Source organism: Planomonospora parontospora (assembly GCA_014647935.1).
GTDB lineage: Bacteria > Actinomycetota > Actinomycetes > Streptosporangiales > Streptosporangiaceae > Planomonospora > Planomonospora parontospora.
The window spans coordinates 183,158-196,827 of sequence record BMQD01000001.1 but is presented as its reverse complement, the minus strand read 5'-3'; the positions used below and the strand labels follow the sequence as shown (position 1 = coordinate 196,827).

16 protein-coding genes are annotated in these 13,670 nt (G+C 73.3%); 4 read left to right on the top strand and 12 right to left on the bottom strand.

Going from position 1 to position 13,670, the window contains the following annotated elements; genetic code table 11:
- Positions 1–24: 24 nt before the first annotated feature.
- The 4 genes from IEZ07_RS00890 to IEZ07_RS00875 form a co-directional block, all read right to left on the bottom strand.
- Positions 25–1,545: a serine/threonine-protein kinase gene (locus IEZ07_RS00890; protein ID WP_239319241.1), complete on the bottom strand. Its 1,521-nt coding sequence runs from the start codon at positions 1,543–1,545 to the stop codon at positions 25–27.
- Positions 1,546–1,553: 8 nt separating this feature from the next.
- The gene (locus IEZ07_RS00885; RefSeq protein WP_191893030.1) at positions 1,554–3,236 is read right to left on the bottom strand and encodes a tetratricopeptide repeat protein; all 1,683 of its coding nucleotides are present in this window, start codon (positions 3,234–3,236) and stop codon (positions 1,554–1,556) included.
- Positions 3,237–3,367: 131 nt separating this feature from the next.
- A complete protein-coding gene (locus IEZ07_RS00880) occupies positions 3,368–3,775 on the bottom strand; it encodes a Uma2 family endonuclease (RefSeq protein ID WP_275413734.1) in 408 nt (135 codons plus the stop codon).
- Between the two features lie 121 nt (positions 3,776–3,896).
- Positions 3,897–4,862 carry an RNA-guided endonuclease InsQ/TnpB family protein gene (locus IEZ07_RS00875; RefSeq protein WP_191893028.1) on the bottom strand — a complete coding sequence of 322 codons (966 nt, stop codon included), beginning with the start codon at positions 4,860–4,862 and terminating at the stop codon, positions 3,897–3,899.
- Positions 4,863–4,886: 24 nt separating this feature from the next.
- On the opposite strand from IEZ07_RS00875, the gene IEZ07_RS00870 reads away from it, so the two are divergent.
- The gene (locus IEZ07_RS00870) at positions 4,887–5,069 is read left to right on the top strand and encodes a type II toxin-antitoxin system Phd/YefM family antitoxin (RefSeq protein ID WP_191893027.1); all 183 of its coding nucleotides are present in this window, start codon (positions 4,887–4,889) and stop codon (positions 5,067–5,069) included.
- A gap of 243 nt (positions 5,070–5,312) precedes the next feature.
- On the opposite strand, the gene IEZ07_RS00865 is transcribed toward IEZ07_RS00870, so the two are convergent.
- The 5 genes from IEZ07_RS00865 to IEZ07_RS00845 all read right to left on the bottom strand — a co-directional run bounded on the left by IEZ07_RS00865 (position 5,313) and on the right by IEZ07_RS00845 (position 10,036).
- The gene (locus IEZ07_RS00865) at positions 5,313–6,152 is read right to left on the bottom strand and encodes an adenosylcobinamide amidohydrolase (protein WP_239319239.1); all 840 of its coding nucleotides are present in this window, start codon (positions 6,150–6,152) and stop codon (positions 5,313–5,315) included.
- Positions 6,121–6,924, bottom strand: coding sequence for an ABC transporter ATP-binding protein (locus IEZ07_RS00860; RefSeq protein ID WP_068896747.1), 804 nt, complete (start codon positions 6,922–6,924; stop codon positions 6,121–6,123). The genes IEZ07_RS00865 and IEZ07_RS00860 overlap by 32 nt, the downstream gene beginning before the upstream one ends.
- Positions 6,921–7,952, bottom strand: a complete 1,032-nt coding sequence (locus IEZ07_RS00855; protein ID WP_068896748.1) for a FecCD family ABC transporter permease — start codon at positions 7,950–7,952, stop codon at positions 6,921–6,923. The genes IEZ07_RS00860 and IEZ07_RS00855 overlap by 4 nt, the downstream gene beginning before the upstream one ends.
- On the bottom strand, positions 7,953–8,906 hold the full coding sequence (locus IEZ07_RS00850; RefSeq protein WP_068896749.1) for an ABC transporter substrate-binding protein: 954 nt from the start codon (positions 8,904–8,906) through the stop codon (positions 7,953–7,955).
- Positions 8,907–9,184: 278 nt separating this feature from the next.
- Positions 9,185–10,036, bottom strand: a complete 852-nt coding sequence (locus IEZ07_RS00845) for a Gfo/Idh/MocA family protein (protein WP_191893026.1) — start codon at positions 10,034–10,036, stop codon at positions 9,185–9,187.
- A 112-nt stretch (positions 10,037–10,148) separates the two neighbouring features.
- Between IEZ07_RS00845 and IEZ07_RS00840 the strand changes: the two genes are divergently transcribed.
- Together IEZ07_RS00840 and IEZ07_RS00835 are read left to right on the top strand one after the other, a co-directional pair.
- Complete coding sequence (locus tag IEZ07_RS00840) at positions 10,149–10,730, top strand: histidine phosphatase family protein (protein WP_068896751.1); 582 nt, start codon at positions 10,149–10,151, stop codon at positions 10,728–10,730.
- 135 nt (positions 10,731–10,865) lie between these two features.
- Positions 10,866–11,297, top strand: a complete 432-nt coding sequence (locus tag IEZ07_RS00835; protein ID WP_191893025.1) for a hypothetical protein — start codon at positions 10,866–10,868, stop codon at positions 11,295–11,297.
- Between the two features lie 52 nt (positions 11,298–11,349).
- Here the strand turns inward: IEZ07_RS00835 and IEZ07_RS00830 are convergent, their stop codons facing one another.
- From IEZ07_RS00830 to IEZ07_RS00820, 3 genes are all read right to left on the bottom strand, one after another.
- Entirely contained in the window at positions 11,350–11,607 is a 258-nt protein-coding gene (locus tag IEZ07_RS00830; RefSeq protein WP_230880827.1) for a hypothetical protein, read from the bottom strand.
- A gap of 122 nt (positions 11,608–11,729) precedes the next feature.
- Entirely contained in the window at positions 11,730–11,966 is a 237-nt protein-coding gene (locus IEZ07_RS00825; RefSeq protein ID WP_191893024.1) for a DUF397 domain-containing protein, read from the bottom strand.
- Complete coding sequence (locus IEZ07_RS00820) at positions 11,967–12,833, bottom strand: Sco1979 family transcriptional regulator (protein ID WP_191893023.1); 867 nt, start codon at positions 12,831–12,833, stop codon at positions 11,967–11,969.
- A gap of 177 nt (positions 12,834–13,010) precedes the next feature.
- Here IEZ07_RS00820 and IEZ07_RS00815 point away from each other — a divergent pair, with 177 nt between their 5' ends.
- Positions 13,011–13,565 (top strand): ATP-binding protein, encoded by a 555-nt coding sequence (locus IEZ07_RS00815; protein ID WP_191893022.1) that lies wholly within the window; start codon positions 13,011–13,013, stop codon positions 13,563–13,565.
- Positions 13,566–13,670: the final 105 nt, after the last annotated feature.

Below are 13,670 nucleotides of genomic sequence, written 5' to 3'. Positions count from 1 at the left end.
CTCCGGCGCCGGCCTCGGCCGCCCTCATGACTCCGGGAAGGTCACGCTCCGCACGAGCCGGCCCGCCAGCGTGTCGTCGCAGCGGCCCGACGCGCAGAAGTAGATCATCAGGGCGGGTTCATCCGGCCGCTCCACGGCGTAGCCGACGAAGTCGAGCCGGCCGCCCTGCTGCGGGTCGGCGATCGCCCCCTCCAGCCGTACGGCGGGCCGCCCGCCGACCCGGACCTGCACCACCTCGGAGAAGACGCTCACCGTGCCGGGCAGCGAGGACTGCAGCGTCTCCTGGAGCTGCTGGGCGCCGCCGCGCGGGTCGAGCGTGTCCAGCGTCTGCGCGTAGACGCCGGTGGCCTCCTCCGGGTCGGTCTTGATGATCTCGTTGACCGCCGCCCAGTCGGCGGTGACCGGCGTGCTGAACAGGGTCCGGAACTCCTCGGCGCGGGGAGCGGAGACCGTGAACACGTCCGCGTGCTGGATCGTCGTCCAGCCGGCCGGGTGCTCGAACGCGACCGGCACCGCGGCCGAGCCCCGGTAGGCGGCCCACGCGTCATCGCCCCGCAGGATCACGGCGAGCACCGCCACCAGCGCGATGACCGCGGCGATCGCCGCCCCGGCCCCGAGGAGGATGCGCCGCCCGCCGGCGCGGGCGCGCGGCCTTGCCGGGCGCCCGGCGGCCGGCCGGGTCTGCTGCAGCTGGTAGGACTGGCCGCTGATCGCGTCGCGCAGCGCGGTGACGAACTCGGCGCAGCTGTCGTAGCGCTGCTCCGGCGCCTTGGCCAGCGCCCGTGCCATCACCCCGTCGACCTCCGGCGGCAGCTCGGGCCGGAGGGTGCTGAGCGGCGTCGGCGGCTCGGCCAGGTGCGCCCAGAGCAGCGCGATCTCGTTGTCGCGCTGGAACGGCAACCGTCCCGCCAGCGCCTCGTAGACCACGCAGGCCAGGCCGTACTGGTCGCAGCGTCCGTCGATGGTCTCCTTGTTGATCTGCTCGGGCGACATGTAGCGGGGGGTGCCGATGAACTGGTCGGTCTGGGTCAGCCCGGAGATGGAGGTGCGGTGCTTGGTGATGCCGAAGTCGGTGAGGTAGACGTGCTCGCCCTCGGTGTGCCCGGCGATCAGGATGTTGGCGGGCTTGACGTCACGGTGGATCAGGTCGTGCGCGTGCGAGGTGTCCAGCGCGGCGGCGACCTGCGTGAAGATCCGGCTGACCTGGCTGACCGGGAGCGGTCCCCGGTCGTAGAACAGGCGGCGCAGGTCGGGGCCGTCGACGTAGCGCATCGCGATGTAGAGGGTGCCGTCGGCCGCGGCGTCCGCCTCGTAGATCGGGATGATGTTGGGGTGGTCGATGCTGGCGACCGTCCGCGACTCCAGGATGAAGCGCTGGCGGAACCGGTCGTCCTCGCCGAGCAGCGGGTTGAGGACCTTCAGCGCGACCCGGCGGTTGAGCCGCGAGTCCACCGCGAGGTAGACCACGGCCATGCCGCCCTTGCCGATGACGTCCTCGACGTAGTAGCCGGCCACTTCCTGGCCGATGAGCGCTCTCTCGTTCACCGGCGCCGTCACGCCTCGGCCGGGTGGCCGCAGAAGCCGCAGAACCGGTGGGCGTGGCCCAGCCGCATCCCGCAGGCGGTGCAGTACTTCTGGACGGCCGCGCCCGGGTTCGTCCCGGCGGCCCCCGCTCCGGCTCCCGCGGCTCCCGCGGCGGTGTCGCCGCCGTTCGGCGCGGTCCCCTCCGGTCGCCCGGGGTCGCGGGCGACCAGCACGGGTCTGCCGGGGCCGGTGGACGGCCCGCCCGGAGCCGCGGACGGCCCGCCGGGACCGGTGGGCGGGTCTCCGGGTGCGATCTTCGGCAGGGCGGGGAAGGAGCGCCCGACCACCACCGTGGGGTTGGCCCCCTCGTCGACCGGGGGCCGGCGCGGGATGGCGACGGGCGGCTCGGGGACCGGCACGCCCGTCTCGACGGTCCCGGCCTCCGCGGGGTCCGGGTCCTGCGCGGCCCCGCGCCGCCACAGCAGCAGCGCCCCGGCGGCCACCGCGGCCACCAGCACGCCGCCGCCGGCCAGGAACGGCCAGAGCGGCACTCCTCCGCCACCCGCGTCCTCGTCCGCGGCGGCGGCCCGCTTGGTGCCCTCGTCCTCGGCGGTGCCGCGCTTGGCCTGCGCGGTCTTCAGGTGCGCGGCGGCCACGACGTGGCCGGGATACAGCTCCAGGACGCGCTGGAAGGCCGGGACGGCGTCACCGTAGTACTCGGTGTGGAAGCGGGTCAGCGCCTGCTCGAACGCGGCGTCGATCGGGCCGCGCCGCGCGGGCACCTTCGCCTCGGCCAGCGCCGTGGTGATCTCCCGGACGCCGATCATCCGGGCCTCCTTGCCGCCGCCCACGAGCAGCCCGACGACCTCGCCCTTCTTGTCCTCGATCACCGGGCCTCCGAGCAGCCCCTTGTCGACGAGGGCGCCCAGCTTCACCGGCTCGTCGGCCTTGCCCTCGGGGTCCTTGAACCGCCTCCCGCCGTCCCCGGCACCCCCGGCCTGCAGGTGCGCGATCTCCACGGTCTCCGGCCGGTCGGCCGCGGGCCGCCCGGTGAACCCGGCGACCGCGACCGGCGAGCCCTCCTTGTCGGGCACCTTGGCGGCCAGCGGCGCGGTGGGCATGCCCGCCCCGCCGTCGGCGCGCCCGACCGGCACCAGCACCGCCGGGCTGTCGGGCCCGTCCCCGGCGCGGGCGATCTCGGCCCGGAACCCCTCGGCGTCGGCGGGGGCGATGTTGGGGAAGATCCGGATCTCGGTGCTGACGTCGGCGATGCAGGTCGCCGTGGAGCTCTTCGGCGGGTAGCACTCCTGCAGGTGGTGGTCGAGCCTGTCGTCGGAGAGCTTGTGCCGCTCGAAGTCGTCGGGGATCTTCACCTTGTGGTGCTCGGCGAAGATGCGGTTCGCGGCGTACACCGCGACGTCCTTGCCGGTCTCCACCACGCGGGTCAGGGTGACGACCGCGCCGTCGGGGTTGACCACGGTTCCGGTGCCGCTGCCGATCGGCACCTCGTAGCTCCGCTCGACGTGGACCAGCTCGCCGAGGTGGTCGAGCAGGGTGATGTCCACCTTCGCCGTCGCCTCGACGCGCACCACCGCGGGGGTCACCAGGTCGGTGATCCCGCTGGGGTGTTCGTGTGCCAGGGCAGCGGGCATCGCGGCGACCGCGAGCGCCAGGCCGCCGAGGAGTGCCAGAGCCGTTCCGAGCCGCCGCATCACCACTCCCTAGGGGATATGACCAGGGTGGCAACCTATCGCCGGAAGTCAATAGAGCGCCGCACCGATGACGGATCGATCGGGAAACGATCGGCTCTCCGGCTCCCGTCGGCCCGGTTCTCCGGTTCCCGTCAGCCGCGGCGGCGGAGCAGCGCGGCGGGGTCGAAGGAGACCTCGAACGGGACGACCAGGGTGGCGGTCTCCCCCGCCTCGTGCTTCTCGGCGGGCTTGTACTCGTCACCGGCGAGCTCGTGGACGTGCAGGGACGGCCCGTCGTCGAGCTCGATCCGCCAGTAGACGGGGATGCCCGCGGCGGCGTAGGCGGACCGCTTCAGGTGCCGGTCCCTCCCCTGGGTGCTGGGGCCGACCACCTCGACCGCCGGCAGGACGTCCTCCGGCCGGAACATCAGCTCGTTCGCCTCGACGGTCTCCGCCGGCACCACGACGAGGTCGGGGATGGAGAAGTCACGGGCCCCACCCGGAGGTTGACCTCCTGCAACGGCTGCAGCTCCGGCGGCGCGGCGTTTTCGAGAATCCACACGAGGCGCAGGATCGCGTACTGGTGCAGGGGGACAGGCGAGGGACTCACCAGCAGGCTCCCGTTGAAGAGCTCTTGACGCGCTCCCCGGCCTGAAGGCCGGGGATTCAGCCCGTGCCGCGTCATGCGGCGCCTCTGAGGCTTCCTGCTTCACCGACCTGCGCCGGGGCAGACCCCGGTCTCACCTGGTCTCCACAGGCGTTTAACCTGTCCGCCCGTCCGGCGGCCAGGATGTTCCTCGCGGCGTTGACGTCCCGGTCGTGGACCGCCCCGCACGGGCAGGACCACGATCGGACGTTCAGCGGCAGGGACTCGGCGACGACCCCGCAGGACCCGCACATCTTGGATGACGGGAACCACCGGTCGATCTTTCCGAGGTGCCGCCCGTGGCGGGCGGCCTTGTAGGTGAGCATCGCCGTGAACTGCGACCAGCCCGCATCGTGCACGGATTTGGCCAGCTTCGTGCGGGCCAGGCCGTTGACGCACAGGTCCTCCACGTACACCGCTTGGTTCTCGCGGATGAGTCGCGTGGAGAGCTTGTGCGCGAAGTCCCGGCGCGCCTCGGCCACGAAGGAGGCGAAGTATCGTCCGGCCGCGTCCTTGATGACCGTCACCGACGACGGTTCGGCAGGCAGATTCCGCGACCAGCGCACGGGTACGTCGCCGATCTTCGGCAGGCGCAGCTTCCCGCCCGCCGTGACCGAGAACCGGGCGTTCTTGGTGAAGCGGATGGCCTGCCGCCGGTCCTTGCGGGACCGGTACCGGGGCGGGACGGCCTTCGGCCCCTTGCGCTTACCCGTCAGGGAAGCGAAGAAGTTCCGGTAAGCGGTGTTCAGGTCGGCCAGCGCCTGCTGGAGCACCACGGCGGAGACCTCGCCCAGCCAGGAGCGTTCCGGCGTCCGCTTCGCCGCGGTGATGACCCGCTTCGACAGATCCCCATCGGAGACGTACGGCAGGCCGTTCGCGTGGGCTTGCCGCCGTGCGCGCAGGGCGTCGTTGTACACCGTCCGCGCGCATCCGAACGCCCGCGCCAGCGCTTGGCGCTGGGCGGGCGTCGGGTAGAGGCGGTACTGGTATCGAAGCTGCACGGTACTGATAGTACCATTGGTGCCATGACTGAGCGTATGAGTGTTCGAGAACTCCGCGACACCCTGGGCCGCCGCATCGACGTCGCCCACTTCACCGGCGAAGCGACCATCGTGGAACGCCACGGTGAACCCCGCGCCGTCATCGTCTCCTACGCCTGGTGGGCCGGACAGCGAGAGCAGTCCGGTCAGGGCACGCTCGCGCCCTAGCGGACACTCCCGCACGGGCCTTCACCCCGGCCTGAAGGCCGGAGCACTGGCCCGCATCTTGGTAGCGGTTCCCGTCGTCGGGGAACTGCAGCAGGTCATCGACAGTGAATGGCGGCTTCCCCTGGAGAACCGTCCGCTCGCCCTTCGGCTCCGTCGCAGGCTCCGTCGTTGCCATCATCGTCACCGGCCCAGTATGCGGATTCCCGTCCTCGCCGACATGCCACTTCCCATCCTTTCCTCACTTCATGTGCGCGTCCCGTCACGCCCTGCCCAGTCGCGGGCGCCCTGCCGTACGGCCCGGTGCACGGCGCGGGCGGCGCGGGCGCCCCAGACGGAGCGGGGGCCGCCGAACAGTTCCCCGGGAGCGTCACCGGGTCCGGCCTCGGGTGCGGCGACGCAGACCGCGTCGGAGGCGGTGCCGGTGCAGCCGAAGCCCTCCTCGACCAGGGCCTGGGTCTTGGCCTCGGTCACCGTCATGACCAGGTTGACCAGGGCGGCGTCGCTCACCGGGACTGGTACGGCGACGATGATGTTGATCGTCCCCGGCCGGTGCAGGGGGGCGAGCTCGGGGTCGGGGACCCCCTCGGGGGCGGCGGCCCAGGTGGGGACGCGCAGGCCCACCGTGGCCACGGCCTCCGCTCCCCCGTCGGCCGCCCGGGTGAAGCGGTCCACCGCGGCGGCGGTGAGCATGCCGACGCCGGGCCCGGCCGGGGCCATCTCCCGCAGGTGGTCCACCGGGTCCATGCGCGCGTAGCCGCCGGGCACCTGGGCGTTCAGCACCCACTCGGCCGGCCCGATGCCGCCGCCGACCATGGCCGAGGAGATCGCCCGCCAGCCGGGACCGGGCCGCCACAGCAGCGAGGCCAGCCGGACGCCGTCCTCGCGGCGGTGGCTCAGCTCGAAGGAGCCCCCCGCGAGGCGGCCCCGCCCCGCGGCCTCCGCTCGGGCGCCGTCCGGCCCGCCCCTCCGCGGGGCCCCGGGTCCGGCGCCGTCCCGTCCGGAACCGGAACCGGGTCCGGCCGGCTCAGGGGGCCGCGGCGCGAGGAGCGGTTCAGGGACCGGATGCGGGGGGCTCGGTGTCATCGGGGCGCTCCAGGTGGACTCCGGGCCTGCCGCCGGGACCGGTCTCGATCCGGACGCGGGCGCCGAAGTGCTCGTCGATCAGCTTCTCGGTGAGCACGTCCGCGGGGGCTCCCGAGGCCGCCACCCTACCGCGGGAGACCAGCGTCATCGTGTCGGCGTACTGCCCGGCCACGCTCAGGTCGTGCAGGGTCGTGACCACGGTCAGCCCGTCGGCCAGCCGGAGCCGGTCCACCAGCTCCAGGACCTGCTGCTGGTGGCCCAGGTCGAGGGCGGTGGTGGGCTCGTCGAGCAGCAGGACCGGCGCCTGCTGGACCAGCGCCCTGGCCAGCACCACCCGCTGGCGCTCGCCGCCGGACAGCCGGCCGAGCCGCCGGGAGGCGAACGGCTCCAGGTCGAGCCGCTCCAGCACCGACGCCGTCACCTCGCGGTCGGCGCGGCCCTCCCTGCCCAGATAGGGGATGTACGGCGTGCGGCCCAGCAGGGCGTAGTCGAACACGGTCATGTCGGCCGGCAGGGCCGGGGACTGGGGAGCGTAGGCGATCAGCCGGGCCCGCTCCCGGGGCTTGAGCCGCCGGACGGGGACGTCGTCGACGAGCACCTCCCCCGAGCAGGGCAGCACCCCGGCCAAGGCCTTGAGCAGGGTGGACTTGCCCGCGCCGTTGGCGCCGATCACGGCGAGCCAGTCGCCGCGGCTCACCACCAGGCCGACACCGGCCAGCACGGTCCTGCCGTCGAGGACGACCTCCAGGTCGCGCGCCAGGATCCGGCTCATGCGCCCGCCTGCCTGGTCATGCGCAGGACGGCGACGAAGAACGGCGCGCCGACGAAGGCGGTGACCACGCCGATGGGCAGTTCCGCCGGGGCCAGGACGGTCCGGGCGAGCACGTCGGCCAGGACCAGGAAGGCAGCGCCGCCGAGCAGGGAGAGCGGGAGCACGATCCGGTAGGAGCCTCCGGCCAGGCGGCGCACGACGTGCGGGACGACGATGCCGACGAAGCCGATCAGCCCGCTGACGGCGACGGCCGCGGCGGTGGCCAGGGAGGCGGCGAGCAGGACGGCCAGCCGTACCCGGGCGGCGCGCAGGCCGAGGCTGGCGGCCTCGTCGTCGCCGACCGAGAGCACGTCGAGCAGCCGCCCGTGCAGCAGCAGGACCCCCACCGAGACGGCCGCGTAGGGGGCGGCCAGGGTGATCTGCCCCCAGCCGCCGCCGACGTCGCCGAGGATCCAGGCGTAGATGCGCTCCAGCTCGTCGACGCCGAGCTGCTGGACGAACGTCTGGACCGCGGTCAGGAAGGACGAGACGGCGACCCCGGCGAGGACCAGGGTGGCGGTTCCGCCGCCCCGGCCCGCGACGTTGCCCAGGGCGTAGGCGAGCAGGACGCCGCCGACGGCTCCGGTGAAGGCCGCGACCGGGATGACGAGGGCCTCGCCGTTCCCCTTCAGGAACACGATCGCCGCCGTGGTGGTGAGCCCGGCCCCGGCCGCGGCGCCCAGCAGGTAGGGGTCGGCGAGCGGGTTGCGGAACACGCCCTGGTAGGCGGCTCCGGCGACGGCGAGCAGGCCGCCGACGAGCGCCCCGAGCAGGACCCGGGGCAGCCGCAGCTCCAGCAGCAGGTTCCGCTCGACGGGGGCGAGCCCGGAGTCGGCGGAGACCAGCGGGAGCCAGTCGAGCAGCTGCAGCACGACCCCGCCGGGGGCGATGTCCGCGGCCCCGGCCAGCAGCCCGGCGACCATGCTGGCGAGCAGGGCGCCGAGCGCGAGGGCGAGCGCGCCGGGCCTCAGCCGGGAGGAGCCGGTCACCTACTCGGACGCGGCCTTGCTCACGGCCTCGCCGACCTGCTGGGCGAGGTCGGCGACCCGCGGGCCCCAGCGGGAGGCGACGTCGTCGTCGAGGGCGATGACCCGGTCGCCGGTGACGGCGGAGAGCTTCGACCAGCCGGGGCGCTTGGCCAGGGTCTCCCCGGACTGGCCGCAGCACTTGGTGTCGGCGAGGAAGATCAGGTCGGGGTCGGCCTGGGCGACGAACTCCGCGGAGAGCTTGGGGTAGCCGCCGGCCAGGTCGGGGGCCTTGTCGGCGATGTTGGTCAGGCCGAACAGGGCGTAGACCTGGCCCACGAAGGTGGTGGAGGTCACCGAGTAGGGCGTGGTGTCCAGCTCGTGGTAGTAGGTGAGCTTCTTGTCCTTGGGCGCCGCCGCCACGACCTCTTCGATCTTCTTCTTCATCCCGGCCACGACCTCCTCGGCCTTGGCCTGGTTGCCGGTGGCCGCGCCGAGGTCGGTGATCTGGTCGTAGGCCTCGTCGAGCTCGGCGGCGGCCGGCTCCAGCAGCACCGGGACGCCGACCTTGCCGAGCTTGGCGACGATGCCGTCGGTGTCGGTGGCGAGGACGACCAGGTCGGGCTTCTGCGCGATGATCGCCTCGGCGTTCGGCTTGAATCCGGACAGGTCCGTCCTGGGCGCCTCGGCCGGGTGGTTGGACTGGTCGTCCACCGCGACCACCTGGGGGCCGGCGCCGACGGCGAACAGGGTCTCGGTCGCGGTGGGCGACAGGGAGACGATCCGCTCGGGCCGGGCGGTGATGGTGACGGAGCCGTTGCCCGCCTCGACCGTGGCGGGGAAGCCCTTCGCGGAGGGGGCGGGGGTGGCGGCCCCCGCGGAGGAGGCGGCGGTGGTGGGGGCCGGGCTCTGACCGCAGCCGGCCAGGGCCAGCGCGCTCAGGAGGGCGCCCGCGAAGGCGGTACGTACGGGCCTCACGGGAGGTCCTTTCGCTTACTGGAAACGAGGACCCGCGAGAACCACGACGGATCACCCCTTTCCACGAGGGTTGACGGCGTCGGCGCGGCGGGAGGCGACCTGGCTCGGCCCTGCGGGGGCCATGACAGTTGCGGGACAGCGCCGGACTCGCACCGGACTTCGCTCCACACCGCGCGTCGGACGAACGGTATCAATCCTCCCACGTGCTCCCGCGCCGCGGGGTGCGCGCACCAACCCGGGGCACGGCGGCGGGGCGCCCCGGGCGGCGCCCGGCGGGCTCAGCCGAGCTGGGCCTCGGCCTCGGCGATGATCTCCTGGAGGCGCAGGCCGTGCGCGGCGTCGAGGGGGTGCCCGCCGCGGCGCACGGTCTCGGCGAACTCGGCGACCATCGTGGGGAAGGCGTCGGCACCGAGCGCGTCGCCGTCGAGGGACTCGCTGCCGAGCCTGCCGTACACCTCCACCCGGGAGGGCGGGGTCGGTCCCGGCACGCTCATGCAGAGCGAGGCCTCGCTGACCGCGCCGGTCTCGTGCTCCAGCAGCAGGCCGACCCAGCCCGTCGGATTGCCGTGCGCGCGCACCCCGGTGACCGTGCCGAGGGCGGCGTCCAGCATGTCGATCATGTGCGGGCCGACGTCGAGGACCGCACCGCGCTCCAGCCGCCAAGGGGTGGCGAAGTGCCCGCCGAGCAGAGCCCCGGAGACGTTGGCGGCGTACCCGCCGAACGGCTCGACGGCCGACACCCGGGCCAGGAACGCGCGGGTGGCCGCCGAGTAGCGCCAGGTCAGGCACATCTGCGAGGCCACCCCCGCCTCGCCGACCGCGTCGGCCAGCCGCCGCGCCCCGTCCAGGTCGGCCGCGAGCGGCTTCTCCAGCAGCAGCGCCTTGCCCGCCTTCGCGGCGAGCACCCCGAGCTCGGCCTGCACGGCCGGCGGCACCGAGAAGACCACCGCCTCGCAGACGTCGAACAGCTCCTCGATCCGGTCGAAGACCGGGGCGCCGAACCGGGCGGCCACCTCGGGCCTGCGCGCCCACACCCCCGCCAGCTTCGTGTGCGGCCCGGCCGCCAGCGTCGGCGCGTGCACCATCTCCGCCCATGGCCCCGCACCGACCAGACCCACAGATATCGTCACGAATCCAGCTTGCCACGGATCTCCGGAATCCACGGGGCGTCGGCGGGGCGCGGGGACTCCGCCGGGGGCGGCAGCGAGCGGGCGCGGGCCGTACCGGCATGATGATTCCACGATGGACGAGATGATTCTGCTGCGGCACGGCGAGACCGAGTGGAGCCGGGACAGGCGGCACACCGGGCGCACCGACATGCCCCTCACCGCCAGGGGCGAGGACCAGGCGCGGGCGCTCGCCCCGCTGGTCGCCGGCGGGGGTTTCGGCCTGGTGCTGGTCAGCCCCGCCCTGCGGGCGCGGCGGACGGCCGAGCTCGCCGGGCTGGAGCGCTACGAGACCGACCCGGACATGTGGGAGTGGGACTACGGCGGCTACGAGGGCATCACCACCGCGTCGATCCGCGAGACCCGTCCCGACTGGTACCTGTGGCATGACGGCGTGATCCCCGGCGACGACGCGCACCCGGGTGAGAGCATCGCCCAGGTCGGCGCCCGCGCCGACCGGGTCATCGCCCGCGCCCGCCGGGCGGAGGGCGCGGTGGCGCTGGTCGCCCACGGCCACTACCTGCGGATCCTGGCCGCCCGCTGGCTCGGCCGGCCGCCCGAGGACGGCCGCTTCCTGCGCCTGGACACCGGCACCTACTCCCGCCTCGGTTTCGAGCACGGCAGGCCGGTGCTCCTCACCTGGAACGCCCCGGTCTGACGCCCCGGCCGGACCGGGGCGCCGTCCCGCCGGCGGCGCCACTGATCTAACAAAGCACTACCGGCCCGGCCGTCGGGGGGCGGGGAGACGGGGGTAGGGATCGGGATTCAGGCCCGACCACCGCTGGGAGGACTCATGAGGTTCCTGGCTCGCGCACACCAGCTCCCCGCCCGGTTCGCCGCCGGGGCGATCATCCTCAACTCGGGGCTCGGCAAGCAGGACGCCGACAAGCAGACCGCCGCGGGACTCCACGGGATGGCGGCGGGGACCTACCCGTTCCTCGAGGACATGGACCCCGAGGAGTTCACCCGGCTGCTCTCCCGGGCCGAGATCGCCCTGGGTGCGGCGCTGCTGATCCCGGTGGTGCCGTCGATGCTGGCCGGAGCCGCGCTCACGGCCTTCGCCGGAGGGCTGCTCGGCCTCTACCTGAAGACGCCCGGCCTGCGGCAGGAGGGCAGCCTGCGCCCGACTCCGGATGGCAACGCCATCGCCAAGGACGTCTGGCTGCTCGGGATCGGCGCTGGCCTGGTGATCGAGGAGCTCGTCTCCTGCCCGGGTCGGCCCTGATCCCGCCGCGCAGACACGCGGTACGCGCACCGTCCGCCGTACGGCGCGCCGCTCAGGCCGCCGCGGCGGCGGGCAGCGGTCCCCGGCCGGTCAGCCACTCCACGACCTGCCGGTGGCCGTGGCAGGCGTCCTCGAAGCGGCCCCAGTGCCAGTAGCGCGGCTGGTCGCGCACCCCGGTGACCCAGGTGCGGTAGGCCACCGGAGTGCGCTCGCCGTCCCGCCCGGCCGCCGGGGCGACGCCGTAGGTGCGGATCACGACGCGGCCGCCCGGCGCGAGCAGCACGTCGTCGGCCACGGGATACAGGGTCATCTGGTCGATCATCTCGAGCCCCCAGGTTCGGTGTGGCTCGAACTCTGCCCGGGCGGCCGGCTCCGCCTGTTACGCCACCGGCGCGCGCAGGTTAACCTGCGCGCGCGGAGGTAAAAACGGCGTTACACCACCAGGCCGTCGAACTCCCCGTCCTTGACCCCGAGCACCAGCGCGCGGATCTCGTCACGGGTGTAGATCAGGGCGGGACCGTCGGGGAACCGGGAGTTACGGACCGCGACGCTGCCGTCCGGCAGTTCGGCGAGCTCGACGCAGTTGCCCTGCGAGTTGCTGTGGCGGCTCTTGCGCCAGCGGGCCCCGGCCAGGTCCGTGGCCGGCATGCCGTTGTAGGTCTGCTCCATTTACATCTCTCTGAGAAGGTCGCCGAGGATCTCGGCGGTGCCCCCGGGCGTGGTGCTCTCCACGCACAGCTGCTCCATGGCCGTGAGGTAGGGGTCGATGTCCTCACGTTTGTCCAGGTAGAGGGCACCCCAGAGCTGCTCGACATAGACGACGTCCGACAGGTCGGACTGGGGGAATCGCAGGATGCTGAACGCGCCGCCCTCGGCCGCGTGCATGCCGAACCGGAAGGGCATCACCTGGATGGTGATGTTGGGGAGGGTGGCCACCTCCAGCAGGTGCCGGAGCTGCTCGCACATGACCTCCCGGCCTCCGATCGGCCGTTTCAGCGCCGCCTCGTCGATGACGGCCCACAGGCGGGGTCCGTCCTTCTTCGTCAGGCGCTCCTGCCGCTGCATGCGCATGTGCACGCGGCGCTCGATCTCGGCGTCCGGCACGTCCGGGTGGCCCAGCCGGATCACGGTGCGCGCGTAGGCCGACGTCTGCAGGAGACCGGGCACGAACTGCACCTCGTAGGTGCGGATCACGTTCGCCGCCTCCTCCAGTCCCACGTAGGTGGCGAACCAGTTCGGCAGCAGGTCGCCGTACTTGTGCCACCACCCGGGGGTGTTCGCCTCGCGGACCATCTCCAGCAGGCTGCGCCGCTCCGCGTCGTCGAGCACGCCGTACAGGGTGAGCAGGTCCTCCACGTCGCGCGTCTTGAAGCCGACGCGTCCCAGTTCCATGCGGCTGATCTTGGACTCGGAGGCGCGGATGTGGAATCCGGCCACCTCCCGGGTGAGCCCCTTCTCCTCCCGCAGCCGGCGCAGGCTCGCGCCGAGCATGATGCGCCGAACAGTGGAACCGGTACCCGGCGGATCGATGGACACGTGGTGCTCCTTGCTCGCTTCCTGATCGACAGTGTGTCACTTCGCGGCCCGGGAATCCCCGACCGCGGACAAGATCCCCTTTCCTTCCGGATTACCGAAACAGGGGTAACCGTAGCGGTTGCAACCACCTCGTGCACGTGCATTCGCTCTTGCACATGCACGGGAGTTCAGGCCATCATGATCTGCGTGCAGTCCGCCCACATCGCGCCCCCGCGCCCCGCCTGGACGGCGCTCGACTGGTGGCCCCCCGTCGGCTGGTGGCCCGATCCGGCGCGTGACCTCCTGACCGCGCCCTCCTCGTCTCCGGCGCCGTCCGGCCTCCCGGCGGCCGGTTCGGCGGCCAGCGCCACCTTCGTGCTCCCTCCGCACGCCGAGTCGGTGCACTCCGCGCGCAGCTTCGCGACCGGGACGCTCTCCGGTTGGCGGCTCGACGACCTCGGCGAGAACATGGGGATCGTCGTCTCGGAGCTGGCCACCAACGCCATCAGGCACGGTCTCCGGCTGGCCGCGGACCGCACCAGGGAACCGGTCCGGCTGTCACTGATCCGCAGGGACCGCATGGTCGTGTGCGCGCTCAACGACCCGGGTGCCGGATCCCCCACCCTCCGCGACCCCTCTCCGCTCGAGGTCGGCGGACTGGGACTGCACATCGTGGAGTCGCTGAGCGTCCGCTGGGGCTGGGCACCGCTCGCTCCGTACGGCAAAATCGTCTGGGCGGTCCTGCGGGCCTGACGGCCCCGGACCCGGCGCTCCGGCCGCCCTCCGTACCGACTCCGTCCCCTCGCCCCCCGACCTCGCCCCCCCCCCGAAGCACCGCGTCCTCCGGGACGCCCCGAA